The sequence below is a fragment of the Burkholderia sp. BC1 genome (assembly GCF_052683555.1).
This window is the reverse complement of sequence record NZ_JBQYLP010000092.1, coordinates 1-16,802: the sequence shown is the minus strand read 5'-3', so window position 1 is coordinate 16,802 and position 16,802 is coordinate 1. Positions and strand designations below refer to the sequence as shown.

The window sequence follows — 16,802 nt, the reverse complement described above, 5'->3', positions numbered from 1 at the left end:
TGCACCCCACGCCCAACGCGCAAGCGGTTTGTGAAAATATTTTTAAAAGCCTCCGTGCGCTGCCGCGCACGGAGGCTTCGGGGCGACGACGCGCGGGTTCGGCGGAGTCACAAGCTCGAGCGTTGAGCCGCGTCCTCCGCCCGCGCGCTCGAGCTAAAGATTCGGGACCGAGCCTGGTCGGCATCGCGCCGCCACGTCTCCCATATATATAAGAGCGCGCGCTACTCGCCAGCCGCAATCGCCTTCAGCCGCTCCAGCGGCACCGCTTCGGCCATCGCCGCATAGCCCGCGTCGCTCGGATGAATCCCGTCCCCGCTGTCGTACCGGTGCTGCAGCACGCTCGGGCGCGCCGCGTCGCGCAGCGCCGCGTCGAAGTCGACGACACCGTCGAACGCGCCGCCACTCCGGATCCATCGGTTCACCTCCAGACGGATCGCCTCACGCGCCGGCGGCAAGTCGGCGGGCGTCAGCGTCGCGCCGAACACCTTCACGCCGCGCCGATGCGCCGCGTCGATCAGTCGGCGATAGCCGTCGATCAGCGCCGCGGCCGTGACCTGCGTGTGCGGATCGTCGCAATCGAGCCCCGCGCGCGGCGGCATCGCCGCGAAATTGATGTCGTTGATCCCGATCAGCACGATTGCCGCCTTCACGCCGGCGCGCGACAGCGCATCGCGCTCGAATCGCGATGCCAGCGCCGCGCCGTAGCACGGCGAATCGCTGAGCAGCCGGTTGCCGCTGATCCCGAGGTTCACGACGCCGATCGACGTCGCGCCGGCGTCCGCCAGCCGACGCGCGAACGCGTCCGGCCAACGGCGGTTCCGATTCAGGCTCGACCGCAAGCCGTCGGTGATCGAATCGCCGATCGCCGCGACGCTCGCATGCGCCCCGCCCGCCTCGACCGCCAGCTCCGTCACCCACGCGTACTGCGTAAAGCGCGTGCGAAATGCCGCGGCGCCCGCGTCGTTCACATGGTCGCCGGCACTCGACACGTAATTCAGCTGGTTCGACACGCGGTGCCAGACCGTCATCCGCTGCTTCGGTCCCATATGGAAGCTGATCGCATACGGCCGGCCAGCCACGACGTCCAGCGCGACCGGATCGCTATCGAGTTCCTGTCCCGGCGCGAGCGTCACCGAAGCCTTGCCGCCGAACCGCACCGGCGCGGCCGCACCGTCCGCGAGCGCCGCGCCTTCGCCGGCACGGCCGAGGCTCGCCGCCTCGATCACCAGCGGCGAGCGGCCATACGCATTGCTCACGCGAATGCGCGCCGCGCGGCCCGATGCGGTCGGATAGACGATCTGGCGGACGGTGCGCCCCGCGACGTCGGGTGCCCGGTACAACGGCGGCGGCGAGGCCAGCTCGGGAATCGGCTGCAGCGCAGTCGCCCACGCGGCCACCCAGCCGGCCGGCGCCGCGCAGACCGCGAACGGCGACAAAAGAACGGAGGCGCCCAGCACGGTCGCCGCCAGACTGCTTCGGAATGACATCGGCAAATCCTCATCGGAAAGCGGGCATTGTGCCGCAGAAGAAGCGCGACCGATCGCGCGCCGGCATGCGATCGCACCCTGACGCCTGTGGTTTACCCGCACCTCATCGAAATTCCGCAACAAATTTATTAACCGACCGGTCGGTTGGCTTATACTTCGCACACATTCAACCGGACGAGAGCGCTCGCCATGTACACGCAATCCCTCGACATTCCCGGCAACGTCGCGCCGCTCGACGCCGCAGCCGAGTCGCCCGAGCAGGCGCGGTTCGACGCGGTGATGGCCGCGGACGGCAAGATCGAACCGCAGGACTGGATGCCGGACGCCTATCGGAAGACGCTGATCCGCCAGATCTCGCAGCACGCGCACTCGGAAGTGGTCGGCATGCTGCCGGAAGGCAACTGGATCACGCGCGCGCCGAGCCTGAAGCGCAAGGCGATCCTGCTCGCCAAGGTGCAGGACGAAGCGGGCCACGGCCTCTATCTATATAGCGCGGTCGAAACGCTCGGCGTCTCGCGCGAGTCGCTGATCGACGCGCTGCACGCAGGCAAGGCCAAATATTCGAGCATCTTCAACTATCCGACGCCGACCTGGGCCGACGTCGGCGTGATCGGCTGGCTCGTCGACGGCGCCGCGATCATGAACCAGGTGCCGCTGTGCCGCTGCACGTACGGCCCGTACGCGCGCGCGATGATCCGCGTCTGCAAGGAGGAGTCGTTCCATCAGCGCCAGGGCTTCGATGCATTGCTGACGATGATGAAGGGCACCGACGCGCAGCGCGCGATGGTCCAGCAGGCCGTGAACCGCTGGTGGTGGCCGGTGCTGATGATGTTCGGCCCGAGCGACGCCGATTCGGTCCACAGCCATCAGTCCGCGAAATGGGGCATCAAGCGGATCTCGAACGACGATCTGCGGCAGAAGTTCGTCGACGCGACGGTCGAGCAGGCGAAGGTGCTCGGCGTCACGCTGCCCGACCCGGATCTGAAATGGAACGAGGCGCGCGGCCACTACGACTACGGCGCGATCGACTGGGACGAATTCTGGCGAGTCGTCAACGGCGACGGCCCCTGCAACAAGGAACGCCTCGCAACGCGCGTGAAGGCGCACGAAGACGGCGCGTGGGTCCGCGAAGCCGCGCTTGCGTACGAAGCGAAACGCCGCGCGCGCGCCGAACAGCACGCGGCATAAACGGCACGCGCCGGCACCGTGCGTGCCGGCCCACCGACCGAATTCAACACAGCATTGCATCGGACCGGCTCGCGCCGCGCGCGCAAAGCCGGCCCACAGGAGAGAAAGATGAACAAGGAATGGCCGATCTGGGAAGTGTTCGTGCGCAGCAAGCAGGGCCTCGATCACAAGCACTGCGGCAGCCTGCACGCGGCCGACGCGACGATGGCGCTGCGCATGGCGCGCGACGTCTACACGCGCCGCCAGGAAGGCGTGAGCATCTGGGTGGTGCCGTCGTCGGCGATCACCGCATCGGATCCGAACGAGAAGGCCGAAATGTTCGAACCGGCCGGCGACAAGATCTATCGCCATCCGACGTTCTACACGCTGCCCGACGAAGTCAACCACATGTAACGCGCGCCATGACGATCACGCCCGAACACCTTTCCTACGTGCTGCGCCTCGCGGACAACGCGCTGATCCTCGGTCAGCGCAACGCCGAGTGGTGCGGTCACGGCCCGGTCCTCGAGGAAGACATCGCGCTCACCAACATGAGCCTCGACCTGATCGGCCAGGCGCGCATGCTGTACACGCACGCGGCCGAACTCGAACGCCAGCTGAACGGCGCGACGAAGACCGAGGACGATTACGCCTACTTCCGCACCGAACGCGAGTTCGCGAACTTCACGCTGGCCGAGCTGCCGCACTACGGACCGCTCGCGGGCACCGCGCACGCCGACAAGGATTACGCGGTCACGATCGTGCGCAATTTCCTCTACGCGACGCTGATGCTGCACGTATGGAGCGCGCTCGAAACGTCGACCGACGCGCAGCTCGCCGCGATCGCCGCGAAGTCGGTGAAGGAAACGCGTTATCACGTGCAGCACGCGCGCGAATGGCTCGTGCGCTTCGGCGACGGCACCGACGAATCGCATCGCCGCGCGCAGGCCGCGCTCGACTACCTGATGCCGTACACGCGTGAATTCTTCGCGACCGACGCGATCGACGCAGCGATCGCCGCGCAGGGCATCGGGCCCGCGCCGGCGTCGCTCGAGTCCGCGTGGCGCGCCGACGTCGAAGCCGCACTGGCCGAAGCGACGCTCGCGCTGCCGGCGCCCGTGCAGCACGTGCCGACCGGCAAGCAGGGCGGACACTCGGAACACATGGGTTACCTGCTCGCCGAAATGCAGAGCCTCGCGCGCCAGCATCCGGGCGCGACCTGGTAACCCGCGACGACGGAGCCGACGCATGTCCATCGAGACCGCCGCCCCCACGCACGCCGCGCCCGGCGCGCACCACGACGATCCGCTGCTCGCGCGCGCGTGGGACGTGCTCGAAGCCGTACCCGATCCGGAGATTCCGGTCGTGTCGATCCGCGAGCTCGGCATCCTGCGCGACGTGCGCCGCGCCGCCGACGGCACGCTCGAAGTCGTGATCACGCCGACCTACTCGGGCTGCCCGGCGATGTCGCAGATCGCCGAAGACATCGCGGCCGCGCTGCAGGGCGCCGGCCTGCCGTCGCACCGGATCGAGACGGTGCTCGCGCCCGCGTGGACGACCGACTGGATCACGCAGGACGCGCGCGAGAAGCTGCGCGCCTACGGCATCGCGCCGCCCGTCGGCCAGTGCGGCAGCGCCGCGCCGCGCGAAAACGTCGTGCGCTTCGTGCCGCGGCCGGTCGCGGCGCCGGTTTGCCCGCGCTGCGGTTCCGCGAACACCGAGCGTCTCGCGCAGTTCGCGTCGACGGCCTGCAAGGCGCTGTACCGCTGCGTCGACTGCCGCGAACCCTTCGACTACTTCAAACCTTACTGATATGGCGACCCCGCAATTTCATCCGCTGCGTATCCGCGACGTGCGGCCCGAGACCGCCGACGCCGTGACCGTCTCCTTCGAGGTGCCGCCGGAGCTGCGCGACGCGTACCGCTTCACGCAGGGCCAGTTCGTCACGCTGAAGACGCATATCGACGGCGAGGAGACGCGCCGCTCGTATTCGATCTGCGTCGGCACGACCGACTACGATCGCGACGGCGAGCTGCGCATCGGCATCAAACGCGTGCGCGGCGGCCGCTTCTCGAACTTCGCGTTCGACACGCTCAAGCCCGGCCACACGATCGACGTGATGACGCCGGACGGCCGCTTCTTCACGCATCTGAACGCCGATCACGGCAAGCAGTACGTCGCGTTCTCTGGCGGCTCGGGCATCACGCCGGTGCTCGCGATCGTGAAGACGACGCTCGAACTCGAGCCGCGCAGCACGTTCACGCTGATCTACGGCAACCGCAGCGTCGACGCGATCATGTTCGCGGAAGAGCTCGAGGACCTGAAGAACCGCTACATGAACCGCTTCGTCCTCTATCACGTGCTGTCGGACGATCTGCAGGACGTCGAGCTGTTCAACGGCGTGCTCGACCAGGCGAAGTGCGCGGCGTTCCTCGACACGCTGGTGCCGGCCGATTCGATCGACGAAGCGTTCATCTGCGGCCCGGCGCCGATGATGGATGCGGCCGAAGCCGCGCTGAAGGCGGCCGGCGTGCCGCCGGCGAAGGTACACGTCGAGCGCTTCGGCACGCCGCTGCCGCAGGCAGGCGTGCCGGTCGTCGAGATCACCGAACAGACGCCGGCCGCCGATCTCGAGATCGTGCTCGACGGCAAGAAGCGCAAGCTGCGTCTGCCGTACGAAGGCGTGAGCCTGCTCGACGTCGGCCTGCGCGCCGGCCTCGCGCTGCCGTATGCGTGCAAGGGCGGCGTGTGCTGCACGTGCCGCGCGAAGGTGCTCGAAGGCGAAGTACGGATGGAGAAGAACTACACGCTCGAGGAGCACGAGGTGAACGACGGCTTCGTGCTGACGTGCCAGTGCCATCCGGTCAGCGACAAGGTCGTCGTGAGCTTCGACGAGCGTTGATCGGCCGCGCATCGAGACGCGGCGCCGGTTTCTCGTCGTCACACATCTCGCTTACACTAGGGGCCGCCGGCCGGTCGGACAGCTTGCAGCGTCCGCCCGGCCGGCGGTTTTCTTTTGTTGACGACAGGCCGATGAGTACCATTCACGTGATTCAGGGCGGCACCGCCGCCGCGTCGCTGCGCGAAGCGCTCGCGGCAGCCGGACGCGACGAGCGCGTCGTCGGGTTGCTCGACGACCTCGGCGTCGGCCCGTTGAAGGGTGCCGACGAGACGTGGGACGTGCGCGCCGCGTTCTGGCAACGCGTGCTCGGCGACCAGATCCCCGACTGGAAAGCGGAGATCGAAGGCGAATTCGCGCGACTCGACCAGCTCGCCACGGACACCGGCCAGGTCGTCGTGTGGCACGCGCCGTGCGTCGGCGACAAGCTGCTGCTGCGCCGCGTCGCCTATCACCTGCGCAGTGTCCCGCAACGACTGAACGAAGTGCGGCTGTCGGCCGCCGACCTCGACGCGACGCAGCGCACCGCACTCGCACGCGCGGACCACGCCTGTTCGACGGGCATGTTCTCGCCGGCGCAGCTCGGCAAGCGGCGGCCTGCCGCCGCGCCGATCTCGGTCTTGCGGATCGGCCGCCTCGCGCTCGAATGGCAGGAGGCCAAACATCTGAACGCCGAGCTGCGCTACTGGATCAGCAACACGATCAAGAGCGGCCACTATGCGGACCTCGACGCGCAGATCGTCGCGCGCGCGAGCGCCGACTGGCAGCCGGCGCGGCAGCTCGTCGGCCGCATCATGGCCGAGGCCGATCGCGGCGGACTGTTCGTCAGCGACGCCGTCGCGTGGTGGCGCTGCCGCGAACTGGCCGCGGTCGGCCGGCTCGAGCTGCAGGACGATGCGCCGGCCGCCCTCTCCTTCACGCACGTGCGCGCCGCCCGCGCGGCGAACGCATCCCGCTAATCTTCCGCATTCGACCATGGCCCGTACCCGAGCGCCCGACCACGAATCCCAGCGCGAGCAGATCCTCGATCTCGCCGCCGAAAAGTTCGCGCAGACGAGCTACCCGAGCACGTCGATGTCCGATCTCGCGACCGCGAGCGGCACGTCGAAGGCACGCCTCTATCACTATTACGAGAGCAAGGAAGCGATCCTGTTCGACCTGCTCGACCGCTACACGAAGCGGCTGATGCTGATCATCGCGGAAGTCGAAGGGACGAGCCAGCGGCGCGGGCTCAGCGAGCGCGAGGCGTTCGCCGAGCTGGTGCGCGCGTTCCTCGCCGAATACGAGACGTCGCACAGCCGGCACGTCGCGCTGCTCAACGACGTGAAGTATCTCGAGGATGCGCAGCGCGAAATCGTGCTCGACCGGCAGCGCGACATCGTCGCAGCCTTCGCGCGGCAGCTCGCGCGCGCCTACCCGGACCGCATCTCGAAGGAAAACCAGACGTCGGTGACGATGATGGTGTTCGGGATGATCAACTGGACGTTCACGTGGCTGAAGCCGGGCGGCCGCCTCGGCTACCGCGACTTCGCCGAACAGGTGATCGACATGATCGAGCGCGGGCTGTCGTCGGCCGCGTGATGCCGCAGGGCAGCATCCGTTGCGCGGTGTGCACAGCCACACCGCCCTCTCGGCATTTCATACGATGAATTTTTAATGCGTTTAAAATCAGCGGCTTACGTTATGAACTAAGCGCATTTAGAATTCACCCTCGACAGAATATACGGGTTTTCCCCAATCCTGACCCAAACACTCGGGTAAAATGCTGCTGCGTTGCACAACCCGCTGTACGGTCACCATTGAGGAACCCACGATGAACACGCAATTCCACGGCTCGGCCGATGTCGTCGGCACCGCCGGTAATGCGCCGGTTCTCGTCAGGGAACTGGCTTCCAAAGACCGTGAGCAGATGCTCACCCATTTTCTGTCGCTGAACGAGGACGACCGCCTGCTGCGCTTCGGCCAGATGGTGCCCGACCACGTGATCGAAAACTACGTGCGCACGATCGACTTCGGCCGCGATACCGTGTTCGGCGTGTTCGACCATGATCTCGAGCTGATCGGCGTCGGTCACCTCGCCTATCTGCCGGCCGACGGCGACAAGCGGACGGCCGAATTCGGCGTGTCGGTGCTCGAACGCGCGCGCGGCCGCGGCGTCGGCACGAAGCTGTTCGAGCGCGCGGCGATCCGCAGCCGCAACACGCGCGTGACGACGCTGTACATGCACTGCCTGTCGCGCAACGCGACGATGATGCACATCGCCAAGAAGTCCGGCATGCGCATCGAGTATGCGTACGGCGAAGCCGACGCGTATCTGTCGCTGGCGCCGGCCGACCACTCGACGATCCTCGCCGAAATGCTGCAGGAACAGGCCGCCGTGTTCGACTATGCGATGAAGCGCCAGGCGCACCGCGCGTCGAAGTTCATCGAATCGCTGATGCCCGCCGCGCTCAGCGCGTAACGCCAGTGCTCCGCCGCGGCGCGTCGCTCGCGCCCGGCGGTTCTCGCTTCCCCCTCCCGCCTTCCCGCCGCAGCTAGCGCATCGACCGGATCGGCAGCGCCGTCGTCTCCTTGAAGCATTCGAGCGAAAAGCTCGTTTTCACGTCGATCACCGACGGATGGTGCAGCAACTGCTCCTGCACGAAGCGGGAGAAATGCGCCATGTCCTCCACCTGCACGCGCAGCAGGTAATCCATATCGCCCGTCATCGCGTGGCACGCGACGACTTCCGGCCAGGCCTGCACGGCCGCGCGGAACAGCTCCGCGTGCGTCGCGCCCGCGCGCGCCGCCGTTTCGTCCGCGCGCACCGGCACGACGCCGCCGCGCTTCTCGAGCCGCACGCTCACGTACGCGAGCAAGTCGAGCCCGAGTTTCTGCGGGTCGAGCAGCGCGACGTAGCCCGTGATCACGCCGATCTCCTCGAGGCGGCGGATTCGCCGCAGACACGGGCTCGGCGACAGGTTCACGCGCTCGGCGATCTCCTGGTTCGACAGGCGGCCGTTCTCCTGAAGAATCGCGAGGATCCGCCGGTCGATCGCGTCCAATTCGACCTGCGCCATCTTCTGCCCTCCGAAAGTCGTTTCGAGACTGGAAATTGCGCCATCGTAGGATCGCGCGACCAAGTTCGCAAGTTTACGCTCCACGCGGCCCGCTACACTTTGTCGCACGTACTCGATCGTTTCGCGCGCCATCGGCGCGCACCACCCTCGACACAGGACCGACGGCGCTCCGCATCGCCGCGGCCGACTCAGGAGACACGCATGCAGATCCCCACCTGGGACAACCCCGTCGGCACCGACGGCTTCGAATTCATCGAATACACGGCACCGGACCCGAAGGCGCTCGGACAACTGTTCGAACGGATGGGTTTCACCGCGATCGCGCGTCACCGTCACAAGGACGTGACGGTCTACCGCCAGGGCGACATCAACTTCATCATCAACGCCGAGCCCGACTCGTTCGCGCAGCGCTTCGCGCGGCTGCACGGCCCGTCGATCTGCGCGATCGCGTTTCGCGTGCAGGACGCCGCGAAGGCATACAAGCGCGCGCTCGAACTCGGCGCATGGGGCTTCGACAACAAGACGGGCCCGATGGAGCTGAACATCCCGGCGATCAAGGGTATCGGCGATTCGCTGATCTACTTCGTCGACCGCTGGCGCGGCAAGAACGGCGCGCAGCCGGGCGCGATCGGCGACATCAGCATCTACGACGTCGACTTCGAGCCGATCCCCGGCGCCGAGCCGAACCCGGTCGGTCACGGGCTCACGTACATTGACCACCTGACGCACAACGTGCATCGCGGCCGCATGCAGGAATGGGCGGAGTTCTACGAACGCCTGTTCAACTTCCGCGAAGTGCGCTACTTCGATATCGAAGGCAAGGTGACGGGTGTGAAGTCGAAGGCGATGACGTCGCCGTGCGGCAAGATCCGCATCCCGATCAACGAGGAAGGCTCGGACACCGCAGGCCAGATCCAGGAATACCTGGACGCGTACCACGGCGAAGGCATTCAGCACATCGCGCTCGGCACCAACGACATCTATGGGGCGGTCGACGGCCTGCGCAGCAAGGAAGTGAAGCTGCTCGACACGATCGACACCTATTACGAACTGGTCGATCGCCGCGTGCCGAACCACGGCGAATCGCTGGAAGAGCTGAAGAAGCGCAAGATCCTGATCGACGGCGCACGCGACGATCTGCTGCTGCAGATCTTCACCGAAAACCAGATCGGGCCGATCTTCTTCGAGATCATCCAGCGCAAGGGCAATCAGGGCTTCGGCGAGGGCAACTTCAAGGCGCTGTTCGAATCGATCGAGCTCGATCAGATCCGCCGCGGCGTCGTGCAGGACAAGGCCTGACGCCAGGCCTGAGGGAACGGGCCGGTGCGCGCGGCCGCGCGCCGGCGTCCGGCCCGGCCGCACAAACAAAAAGGGCGGGAATCGCACGATTCCCGCCCTTTGTTCGTTTTCGGCGCGGCGCGCTGCCGCGCGATCGCATCAACGCACGCTCGCCTTCGACGCCGCGGCGCGCGCGACGGCCGGCTGCGCATCGGCATTCTGCGCCGACGCGGTCTGACGCATCTGCGCGCCGGCGGCCGCCAGTGCGCTCGCGCCTTGCGCGCGCACCGGGCCGGTCATCGCGAAAAACGCGGCGGACACGATCAGGAAACTCTGGATATGACGCGTGTTCATTGCACCTCCTTTTAAGACTGCCGGCGCCTCCCCGTGCCTCGACAGCGTGTCGACGCGACCGGGCACCTCCGGCAGGCCGACAAGATTAACGGCGTTTGCACGAAGATGGGGCCAGCTTTACATGCTTTTACATGCTGTAACGGGTGCGCCGCCCCCCGCCCGTTGATGCAGTGCGGCAGTAGCGCCGATGGGCGGCGGGTTTATCCCAGTGCTACCATCACTTAAAACCGGCCAATATGCCGGCCACTGCCGACGCGTTCACAAGACGCCGACGCACTCGAAGTTTTGGTGATCCCAAACTGGGTGGAGGAGACTGTTAATGAATGCCCCGCTAGACGCAGGCCAACGCGCGTCGCTCGAAGCCGCGCTAAAGTCCGTCACGCTTGACGACAAATACACGCTCGAGCGCGGCCGCGCTTACATGAGCGGCATCCAGGCGCTCGTGCGCCTGCCGATGCTCCAGCAGGAACGCGACCGCGCCGCCGGCCTCAATACGGCCGGCTTCATCTCCGGCTATCGCGGCTCGCCGCTCGGCGGCCTCGACCTGTCGCTCTGGAAGGCCAAGCAGCATCTGGCCGCCCATCAGATCGTTTTCCAGCCCGGCCTCAACGAAGATCTCGCCGCGACCGCCGTGTGGGGCTCGCAGCAGGTCAACCTGTATCCCGGCGCGAAGTACGACGGCGTGTTCGGCATGTGGTACGGCAAGGGCCCGGGCGTCGACCGCACCGGCGACGTATTCAAGCACGCGAACTCGGCCGGCTCGTCGAAGCACGGCGGCGTGCTGGTGCTCGCCGGCGACGACCATGCGGCGAAGTCCTCGACGCTCGCGCATCAGTCCGAGCACATCTTCAAGGCCTGCGGGCTGCCGGTGCTGTTCCCGTCGAACGTGCAGGAATACCTCGACTTCGGGCTGCACGGCTGGGCGATGAGCCGGTACTCGGGGCTCTGGGTCGCGCTGAAGTGCGTGACGGACGTCGTCGAATCGTCGGCGTCGGTCGACATCGACCCGCACCGCACCGAGATCCTGCTGCCGACCGACTTCGTCATGCCGGAAGGCGGGCTCAACATCCGCTGGCCGGACCCGCCGCTCGTGCAGGAAGCGCGGCTGCTCGATTACAAGTGGTACGCGGCGCTCGCCTACGTGCGCGCGAACAAGCTCGACCGCATCGAGATCGATTCGCCGCACGCGCGCTTCGGCATCATGACGGGCGGCAAGGCCTATCTGGACGTGCGCCAGGCGCTGACCGACCTCGGCCTCGACGACGAAACCTGCGCGCGGATCGGCATCCGGCTCTACAAGGTCGGCTGCGTCTGGCCGCTCGAAGCGCAGGGCGCGCAGGCGTTTGCGCGCGGCCTCGACGAAATTCTGGTCGTCGAGGAAAAGCGCCAGATCCTCGAATACGCGATCAAGGAAGAGCTGTACAACTGGCCGGACGCGCAGCGCCCGCGCGTGTACGGCAAGTTCGACGAAAAGGACGGCGCCGGCGGCGAATGGTCGGTGCCGATGGGCAACTGGCTGCTGCCCGCGCATTACGAGCTGTCGCCTGCGATCATCGCGAAGGCGATCGCGACGCGCCTCGAGAAGTTCGAGCTGCCGTCCGACGTGCGCGCGCGCATCGCCGCGCGCATCGCGGTGATCAACGCGAAGGAAATGGCGCTCGCGAAGCCGCACGTGCAGACCGAGCGCAAGCCGTGGTTCTGCTCGGGATGCCCGCACAACACGTCGACCAACGTGCCGGAAGGCTCGCGCGCGATCGCCGGCATCGGTTGCCACTACATGACCGTCTGGATGGACCGCAACACGAGCACCTTCAGCCAGATGGGCGGCGAAGGCGTGCCGTGGATCGGCCAGGCGCCGTTCACCGACGAAAAGCACGTGTTCGCGAACCTCGGCGACGGCACCTATTTCCACTCGGGCCTACTCGCGATCCGCGCGGCGATCTCGTCGAAGGCGAACATCACGTACAAGATCCTGTACAACGATGCGGTCGCGATGACGGGCGGCCAGCCGGTCGACGGCGTGCTGACCGTGCCGCAGATCACGCACCAGCTCGCGTCCGAAGGCGCGAAGAAGATCGTGATCGTCACCGACGAGCCCGAGAAGTACGACAGCCAGAAGGCGCTGCTCGCACCCGGCGTGACGATCCATCATCGCGACCAGCTCGACGACGTGCAGCGCGAGCTGCGCGAGATCGAAGGCACGACGATCCTGATCTACGACCAGACCTGCGCGACCGAAAAGCGCCGTCGCCGCAAGCGCGGCGCGTATCCGGATCCGGCCAAGCGCGTCGTGATCAACGACGCGGTGTGCGAAGGCTGCGGCGACTGCTCGGTGCAGTCGAACTGCCTGTCGGTCGAGCCGCTCGAAACCGAATTCGGCACGAAGCGCCAGATCAACCAGTCGAGCTGCAACAAGGACTTCTCGTGCGTGAAGGGCTTCTGCCCGAGCTTCGTCACGGTCGAGGGCGGCCAGCTGAAGAGGCCGAAGGCCGTCGCCGTCGACGGTAGCGCGCTGCCGCCGATCCCCGAACCGGCGCTGCCGGCGATCGACCGTGCGTACGGCGTGCTCGTCACCGGCGTCGGCGGCACGGGCGTCGTCACGATCGGCGCGCTGCTCGGGATGGCCGCGCACCTCGAAAACAAGGGCGTGACCGTGCTCGACGTGACGGGTCTCGCGCAGAAAGGCGGCGCGGTGATGAGCCACGTGCAGATCTCGCACACGCCGACCGACATCCACGCGACGCGCATCGCGATGGGCGAAGCCGATCTCGTGATCGGCTGCGACGCGATCGTGACGGCCGGCGACGAATGCACGTCGCGGATGCGGCACGGCGCGACGCGCGTGGTCGTCAACAGCGCGCAGACGCCGACGGCCGAGTTCATCAAGAACCCGAACTGGGCGTTCCCGGGCGTGTCCGCCGAGCACGACATCCGCACCGCGGCCGGCGACATGGTCGACTTCGTCGATGCGAACCGCTTCGCGGTCGCGCTGCTCGGCGACGCGATCTACACGAATCCGTTCGTGCTCGGCTACGCGTGGCAGAAGGGCTGGCTGCCGCTGACGCTCGCGTCGCTGCAGCGCGCGATCGAGCTGAACGGCGTGTCGGTCGACAAGAACCGCGCGGCGTTCGAGTGGGGCCGGCGCGCCGCGCACGATTTCGCGAGCGTGCAGCAGGCCGCGGCCGGCGAACCGCGTGCCGCGCAGGGCGCGACGGTGATCGCGCTGCACACGAAGAAGGCCGTCGATGCGCTGATCGCGAAGCGCGTCGAGTTCCTGACCGCGTATCAGAACGCGGGCTATGCGGCGCGCTATGCGGCGTTCGTCGACAAGGTGCGCGCCGCCGAGCGTGCACTCGCCGACGGCGACGCGATGCAGGAGCCGCTCACCGAAGCGGTCGCGCGCAACCTGTTCAAGCTGATGGCGTACAAGGACGAATACGAGGTCGCACGGCTGCAGTCCGATCCGGCGTTCCTCGCACGGCTGTCCGCGCAGTTCGAAGGCGACTGGAAGCTGAAATTCCATCTCGCGCCGCCGCTGTTCGCGAAGAAGGACGCGCACGGCCATCTCGTGAAGAAGGCGTACGGCCCGTGGATGATGTCCGCGTTCCGGCTGCTCGCGAAGGCGAAGTTCCTGCGCGGCACCGCGTTCGACCCGTTCGGCCGCACCGAAGAACGGCGCACCGAGCGCGCGCTGATCGGCGAGTACGAAGCGCTGATCGACGAGGTGCTCGCGAAGCTGACGGCGGGCAACCGGCCGCTCGCGGTCGAGCTCGCGTCGCTGCCGGACGGCATCCGCGGCTACGGTCACGTGAAGGACAACAACCTGCGCGCCGTCCGCCAGAAGTGGAACACGCTGCTCGCGCAGTGGCGTTCGCCGACGGGCGGCCAGTCGCGTCAGCAGGTCGCGTAGCCGCGACGCGCGGCGGGCGTTCGCGCGGCGGACGTCCGCCGCGCTTGCCGTACCGGCCGATCGCGATAAAAAAAGCCACGGAAGGCAGGGTTCCGTGGCTTTTTCTTTGCGCCGCGCTGAGGGCGCGGCACGCGCGCACGCTTACTTCGTGTTCACGTTCGCGGCGGCAACGGCCGTCATGTTGATGATCCGGCGCACGGTCGCGGCCGGCGTCAGGATATGGACCGGCTTCGCCGCGCCGAGCAGGAACGGGCCGACCGTCACGCCTTCGCCGCCGACCATCTTCAGCAGGTTGTACGCGATGTTCGCCGCTTCGACGTTCGGCATGATCAGCAGGTTCGCTTCGCCCGACAGCGTCGTGCCCGGGAACGCGGCCTTGCGGACCGCTTCGGACAGCGCGGCGTCGCCGTGCATTTCACCGTCGACCTCGAGGTTCGGCGCACGTTCGACGATCAGCTTGCGGGCCTCGGCCATCCGGCGCGACGACGCCGACGGCGCGCTGCCGAAGTTCGAGTTCGACAGCAGCGCGGCCTTCGGCACGATCCCGAAGCGCTCGATCTCGGCCGCGGCCTGGATCGTCATGTCGGCGAGTTGTTCGGCGCTCGGCAGTTCGTTCACGTACGTGTCGCAGACGAACAGGTTGCGGCCCGGCAGCATCAGCAGGTTCATCGCCGCGAAGTGCTCGGCGCCCTTCGCGCGGCCCAGCACCTGCTCGATGAACTTCAGGTGGCTGTGGTACGTGTCGATCATCCCGCAGATCATCCCGTCCGCATCGCCCAGGTGCACGAGCATCGCGCCGATCAGCGTGTTGAACTTGCGCAGCGCGGCCTTCGCGACCTCGGGCGTCACGCCGTCGCGCGCGCCGATCTCGTGGTACGCCTGCCAGTAGCGGTGGTAGCGCGTGTCGTCTTCCGGATTGACGATCTCGAAATCGACGCCCGCCTTCAGCTTCGAGCCGATCTTCGCGAGGCGCATCTCGACGACCGACGGACGGCCGATGATGATCGGCTTCGCGATCTTCTCGAGCAGCACGAACTGCGCGGCGCGCAGCACGCGCTCGTCCTCGCCCTCGGCAAACACGATGCGTGCCGCGGCCTTCTTCGCGGTCGCGAACACCGGGCGCATCACCATGCCCGTGCGGTACACCGTTGCGCCGAGTTGTTCGCGGTATGCGTCCATGTCCTGGATCGGACGCGTCGCGACGCCCGAATCCATCGCGGCCTGCGCGACGGCCGGCGCGATCTTGATGATCAGGCGCGGATCGAACGGCTTCGGAATCAGGTATTCCGGCCCGAATTCGAGCGAATGGCCTTCATACGCCTTCGCGACTTCCTCGCTCTGGTCGGTTTCCTGCGCCAGCTCCGCGATCGCGCGCACGCAGGCGAGCTTCATCTCTTCCGTGATCGTCGTCGCGCCGACGTCGAGCGCGCCGCGGAAGATGAACGGGAAGCAGAGCACGTTGTTGACCTGGTTCGGGTAGTCCGAACGGCCGGTCGCGACGATCGCGTCCGGGCGCACGGCCTTCGCGTCTTCCGGGCGGATTTCCGGCTCCGGGTTCGCGAGCGCGAGGATCAGCGGCTTGTCGGCCATCGCCTTGACCATGTCCTGCTTCAGCACGCCTGCGCTCGAGCAGCCGAGGAACACGTCCGCGCCGACGATCGCGTCGGCGAGCGTGCGCGCGTCGGTCGTCGCCGCGTAGCGCTGCTTCGACGGATCGAGATTGCCGCGCCCTTCGTAGATCACGCCCTTCGAATCGGTCACGAGGATGTTCGACTTCGTGAGCCCGAGGTTCACGAGCAGGTCCAGACACGCGATCGCCGCGGCGCCGGCGCCCGAACACACGAGCTTCACGTCCGCGAGGTTCTTGCCGACGACCTTCAGGCCGTTCAGGATCGCGGCCGATGCGATGATCGCCGTGCCGTGCTGGTCGTCGTGGAAGACGGGAATCTTCATGCGCTCGCGCAGCTTCTGCTCGATGTAGAAGCATTCCGGCGCCTTGATGTCCTCGAGGTTGATGCCGCCGAGCGTCGGCTCGAGCATCGCGATCGCTTCGACGAGCTTGTCGGGGTCGGATTCCGACAGTTCGATGTCGAACACGTCGATGCCGGCGAACTTCTTGAACAGGCAGCCCTTGCCTTCCATCACCGGCTTCGCGGCCAGCGGGCCGATGTTGCCGAGCCCGAGCACGGCCGTGCCGTTCGTCACGACGCCGACGAGGTTGCCGCGCGACGTGTATTTCTGCGCGTCGAGCGGATCGGCGTGGATCGCCTCGCACGCGGCCGCGACGCCCGGCGAATACGCGAGCGACAGGTCGAGCTGATTCGACAGCGGCTTGGTCGGCGTGACCGAAATCTTGCCGGGTTTCGGGTTCTGGTGATAGGCGAGAGCGGCCTGCTTCAGTTGTTCGTCCATGATTGACCTGCGAGAGACATGCGAAATGTTGACGGTCCGGTACACAGCACCTTGAGCCGCGTCTGCGTGAATCGAGGGGATGGTCGACTGCGAGACGGCCGCGGCGCGCCGGGTCGGCACGCCCTCGAACCTTGGCGGGTGGCAAGAAGCAGATGCAAAGTACGGAACGATTTCTAAGGGTCGCCTAGCAGGCTGCGGAAATACCCAACGGGCGCAGCTTCGCTGCTGACGCAAGG

General features: G+C 66.9%; 14 protein-coding genes. 10 read left to right on the top strand and 4 right to left on the bottom strand.

Annotated elements, in window-relative coordinates; translation table 11 throughout:
* Positions 1-221: 221 nt before the first annotated feature.
* On the bottom strand, positions 222-1,487 hold the full coding sequence (locus ACSHSS_RS27445; protein WP_261513492.1) for an SGNH/GDSL hydrolase family protein: 1,266 nt from the start codon (positions 1,485-1,487) through the stop codon (positions 222-224).
* Positions 1,488-1,676: 189 nt separating this feature from the next.
* Here ACSHSS_RS27445 and paaA point away from each other — a divergent pair, with 189 nt between their 5' ends.
* The 8 genes from paaA (at position 1,677) to ACSHSS_RS27405 (ending at position 8,014) form a co-directional block, all read left to right on the top strand.
* Positions 1,677-2,675 (top strand): 1,2-phenylacetyl-CoA epoxidase subunit PaaA, encoded by a 999-nt coding sequence (gene paaA / locus ACSHSS_RS27440; protein WP_006401298.1) that lies wholly within the window; start codon positions 1,677-1,679, stop codon positions 2,673-2,675.
* 108 nt (positions 2,676-2,783) lie between these two features.
* The gene (gene paaB, locus ACSHSS_RS27435) at positions 2,784-3,068 is read left to right on the top strand and encodes a 1,2-phenylacetyl-CoA epoxidase subunit PaaB (RefSeq protein ID WP_006401299.1); all 285 of its coding nucleotides are present in this window, start codon (positions 2,784-2,786) and stop codon (positions 3,066-3,068) included.
* Between the two features lie 8 nt (positions 3,069-3,076).
* Positions 3,077-3,880: a 1,2-phenylacetyl-CoA epoxidase subunit PaaC gene (gene paaC / locus ACSHSS_RS27430; RefSeq protein WP_261513490.1), complete on the top strand. Its 804-nt coding sequence runs from the start codon at positions 3,077-3,079 to the stop codon at positions 3,878-3,880.
* A gap of 22 nt (positions 3,881-3,902) precedes the next feature.
* Positions 3,903-4,466: a 1,2-phenylacetyl-CoA epoxidase subunit PaaD gene (paaD, locus tag ACSHSS_RS27425; protein ID WP_060181869.1), complete on the top strand. Its 564-nt coding sequence runs from the start codon at positions 3,903-3,905 to the stop codon at positions 4,464-4,466.
* Position 4,467: 1 nt separating this feature from the next.
* Entirely contained in the window at positions 4,468-5,556 is a 1,089-nt protein-coding gene (gene paaE, locus ACSHSS_RS27420; protein WP_006401302.1) for a 1,2-phenylacetyl-CoA epoxidase subunit PaaE, read from the top strand.
* Between the two features lie 131 nt (positions 5,557-5,687).
* Positions 5,688-6,512, top strand: coding sequence for a DUF1835 domain-containing protein (locus tag ACSHSS_RS27415; RefSeq protein WP_217089336.1), 825 nt, complete (start codon positions 5,688-5,690; stop codon positions 6,510-6,512).
* Positions 6,513-6,528: 16 nt separating this feature from the next.
* Complete coding sequence (locus tag ACSHSS_RS27410; RefSeq protein WP_006401304.1) at positions 6,529-7,134, top strand: TetR/AcrR family transcriptional regulator; 606 nt, start codon at positions 6,529-6,531, stop codon at positions 7,132-7,134.
* A gap of 232 nt (positions 7,135-7,366) precedes the next feature.
* The gene (locus tag ACSHSS_RS27405; RefSeq protein WP_006401305.1) at positions 7,367-8,014 is read left to right on the top strand and encodes a GNAT family N-acetyltransferase; all 648 of its coding nucleotides are present in this window, start codon (positions 7,367-7,369) and stop codon (positions 8,012-8,014) included.
* A gap of 73 nt (positions 8,015-8,087) precedes the next feature.
* On the opposite strand, the gene ACSHSS_RS27400 is transcribed toward ACSHSS_RS27405, so the two are convergent.
* Positions 8,088-8,612 carry an Lrp/AsnC family transcriptional regulator gene (locus ACSHSS_RS27400; RefSeq protein WP_006401306.1) on the bottom strand — a complete coding sequence of 175 codons (525 nt, stop codon included), beginning with the start codon at positions 8,610-8,612 and terminating at the stop codon, positions 8,088-8,090.
* Between the two features lie 201 nt (positions 8,613-8,813).
* On the opposite strand from ACSHSS_RS27400, the gene hppD reads away from it, so the two are divergent.
* Positions 8,814-9,911 (top strand): 4-hydroxyphenylpyruvate dioxygenase, encoded by a 1,098-nt coding sequence (gene hppD / locus ACSHSS_RS27395; RefSeq protein WP_006401307.1) that lies wholly within the window; start codon positions 8,814-8,816, stop codon positions 9,909-9,911.
* 138 nt (positions 9,912-10,049) lie between these two features.
* Here hppD and ACSHSS_RS27390 read toward each other — a convergent pair whose 3' ends face one another.
* A complete protein-coding gene (locus tag ACSHSS_RS27390; RefSeq protein ID WP_006401308.1) occupies positions 10,050-10,244 on the bottom strand; it encodes a hypothetical protein in 195 nt (64 codons plus the stop codon).
* Positions 10,245-10,563: 319 nt separating this feature from the next.
* On the opposite strand from ACSHSS_RS27390, the gene ACSHSS_RS27385 reads away from it, so the two are divergent.
* Positions 10,564-14,154 carry an indolepyruvate ferredoxin oxidoreductase family protein gene (locus tag ACSHSS_RS27385; RefSeq protein WP_212160933.1) on the top strand — a complete coding sequence of 1,197 codons (3,591 nt, stop codon included), beginning with the start codon at positions 10,564-10,566 and terminating at the stop codon, positions 14,152-14,154.
* Between the two features lie 141 nt (positions 14,155-14,295).
* Here ACSHSS_RS27385 and ACSHSS_RS27380 read toward each other — a convergent pair whose 3' ends face one another.
* Positions 14,296-16,566, bottom strand: coding sequence for an NADP-dependent malic enzyme (locus tag ACSHSS_RS27380; RefSeq protein ID WP_006408265.1), 2,271 nt, complete (start codon positions 16,564-16,566; stop codon positions 14,296-14,298).
* Positions 16,567-16,802: the final 236 nt, after the last annotated feature.

Bases quoted from the DNA above. Each gene is read 5' to 3' on its own strand.
- paaD (WP_060181869.1), top strand. From the start codon at position 3,903: ATGTCCATCGAGACCGCCGCCCCCACGCACGCCGCGCCCGGCGCGCAC.
- paaE (WP_006401302.1), top strand. From the start codon at position 4,468: ATGGCGACCCCGCAATTTCATCCGCTGCGTATCCGCGACGTGCGGCCC.
- ACSHSS_RS27385 (WP_212160933.1), top strand. From the start codon at position 10,564: ATGAATGCCCCGCTAGACGCAGGCCAACGCGCGTCGCTCGAAGCCGCG.
- paaA (WP_006401298.1), top strand. From the start codon at position 1,677: ATGTACACGCAATCCCTCGACATTCCCGGCAACGTCGCGCCGCTCGAC.
- ACSHSS_RS27405 (WP_006401305.1), top strand. From the start codon at position 7,367: ATGAACACGCAATTCCACGGCTCGGCCGATGTCGTCGGCACCGCCGGT.
- ACSHSS_RS27380 (WP_006408265.1), bottom strand. From the start codon at position 16,566: ATGGACGAACAACTGAAGCAGGCCGCTCTCGCCTATCACCAGAACCCG.
- ACSHSS_RS27400 (WP_006401306.1), bottom strand. From the start codon at position 8,612: ATGGCGCAGGTCGAATTGGACGCGATCGACCGGCGGATCCTCGCGATT.
- ACSHSS_RS27390 (WP_006401308.1), bottom strand. From the start codon at position 10,244: ATGAACACGCGTCATATCCAGAGTTTCCTGATCGTGTCCGCCGCGTTT.
- paaB (WP_006401299.1), top strand. From the start codon at position 2,784: ATGAACAAGGAATGGCCGATCTGGGAAGTGTTCGTGCGCAGCAAGCAG.
- hppD (WP_006401307.1), top strand. From the start codon at position 8,814: ATGCAGATCCCCACCTGGGACAACCCCGTCGGCACCGACGGCTTCGAA.
- paaC (WP_261513490.1), top strand. From the start codon at position 3,077: ATGACGATCACGCCCGAACACCTTTCCTACGTGCTGCGCCTCGCGGAC.
- ACSHSS_RS27415 (WP_217089336.1), top strand. From the start codon at position 5,688: ATGAGTACCATTCACGTGATTCAGGGCGGCACCGCCGCCGCGTCGCTG.
- ACSHSS_RS27410 (WP_006401304.1), top strand. From the start codon at position 6,529: ATGGCCCGTACCCGAGCGCCCGACCACGAATCCCAGCGCGAGCAGATC.
- ACSHSS_RS27445 (WP_261513492.1), bottom strand. From the start codon at position 1,487: ATGTCATTCCGAAGCAGTCTGGCGGCGACCGTGCTGGGCGCCTCCGTT.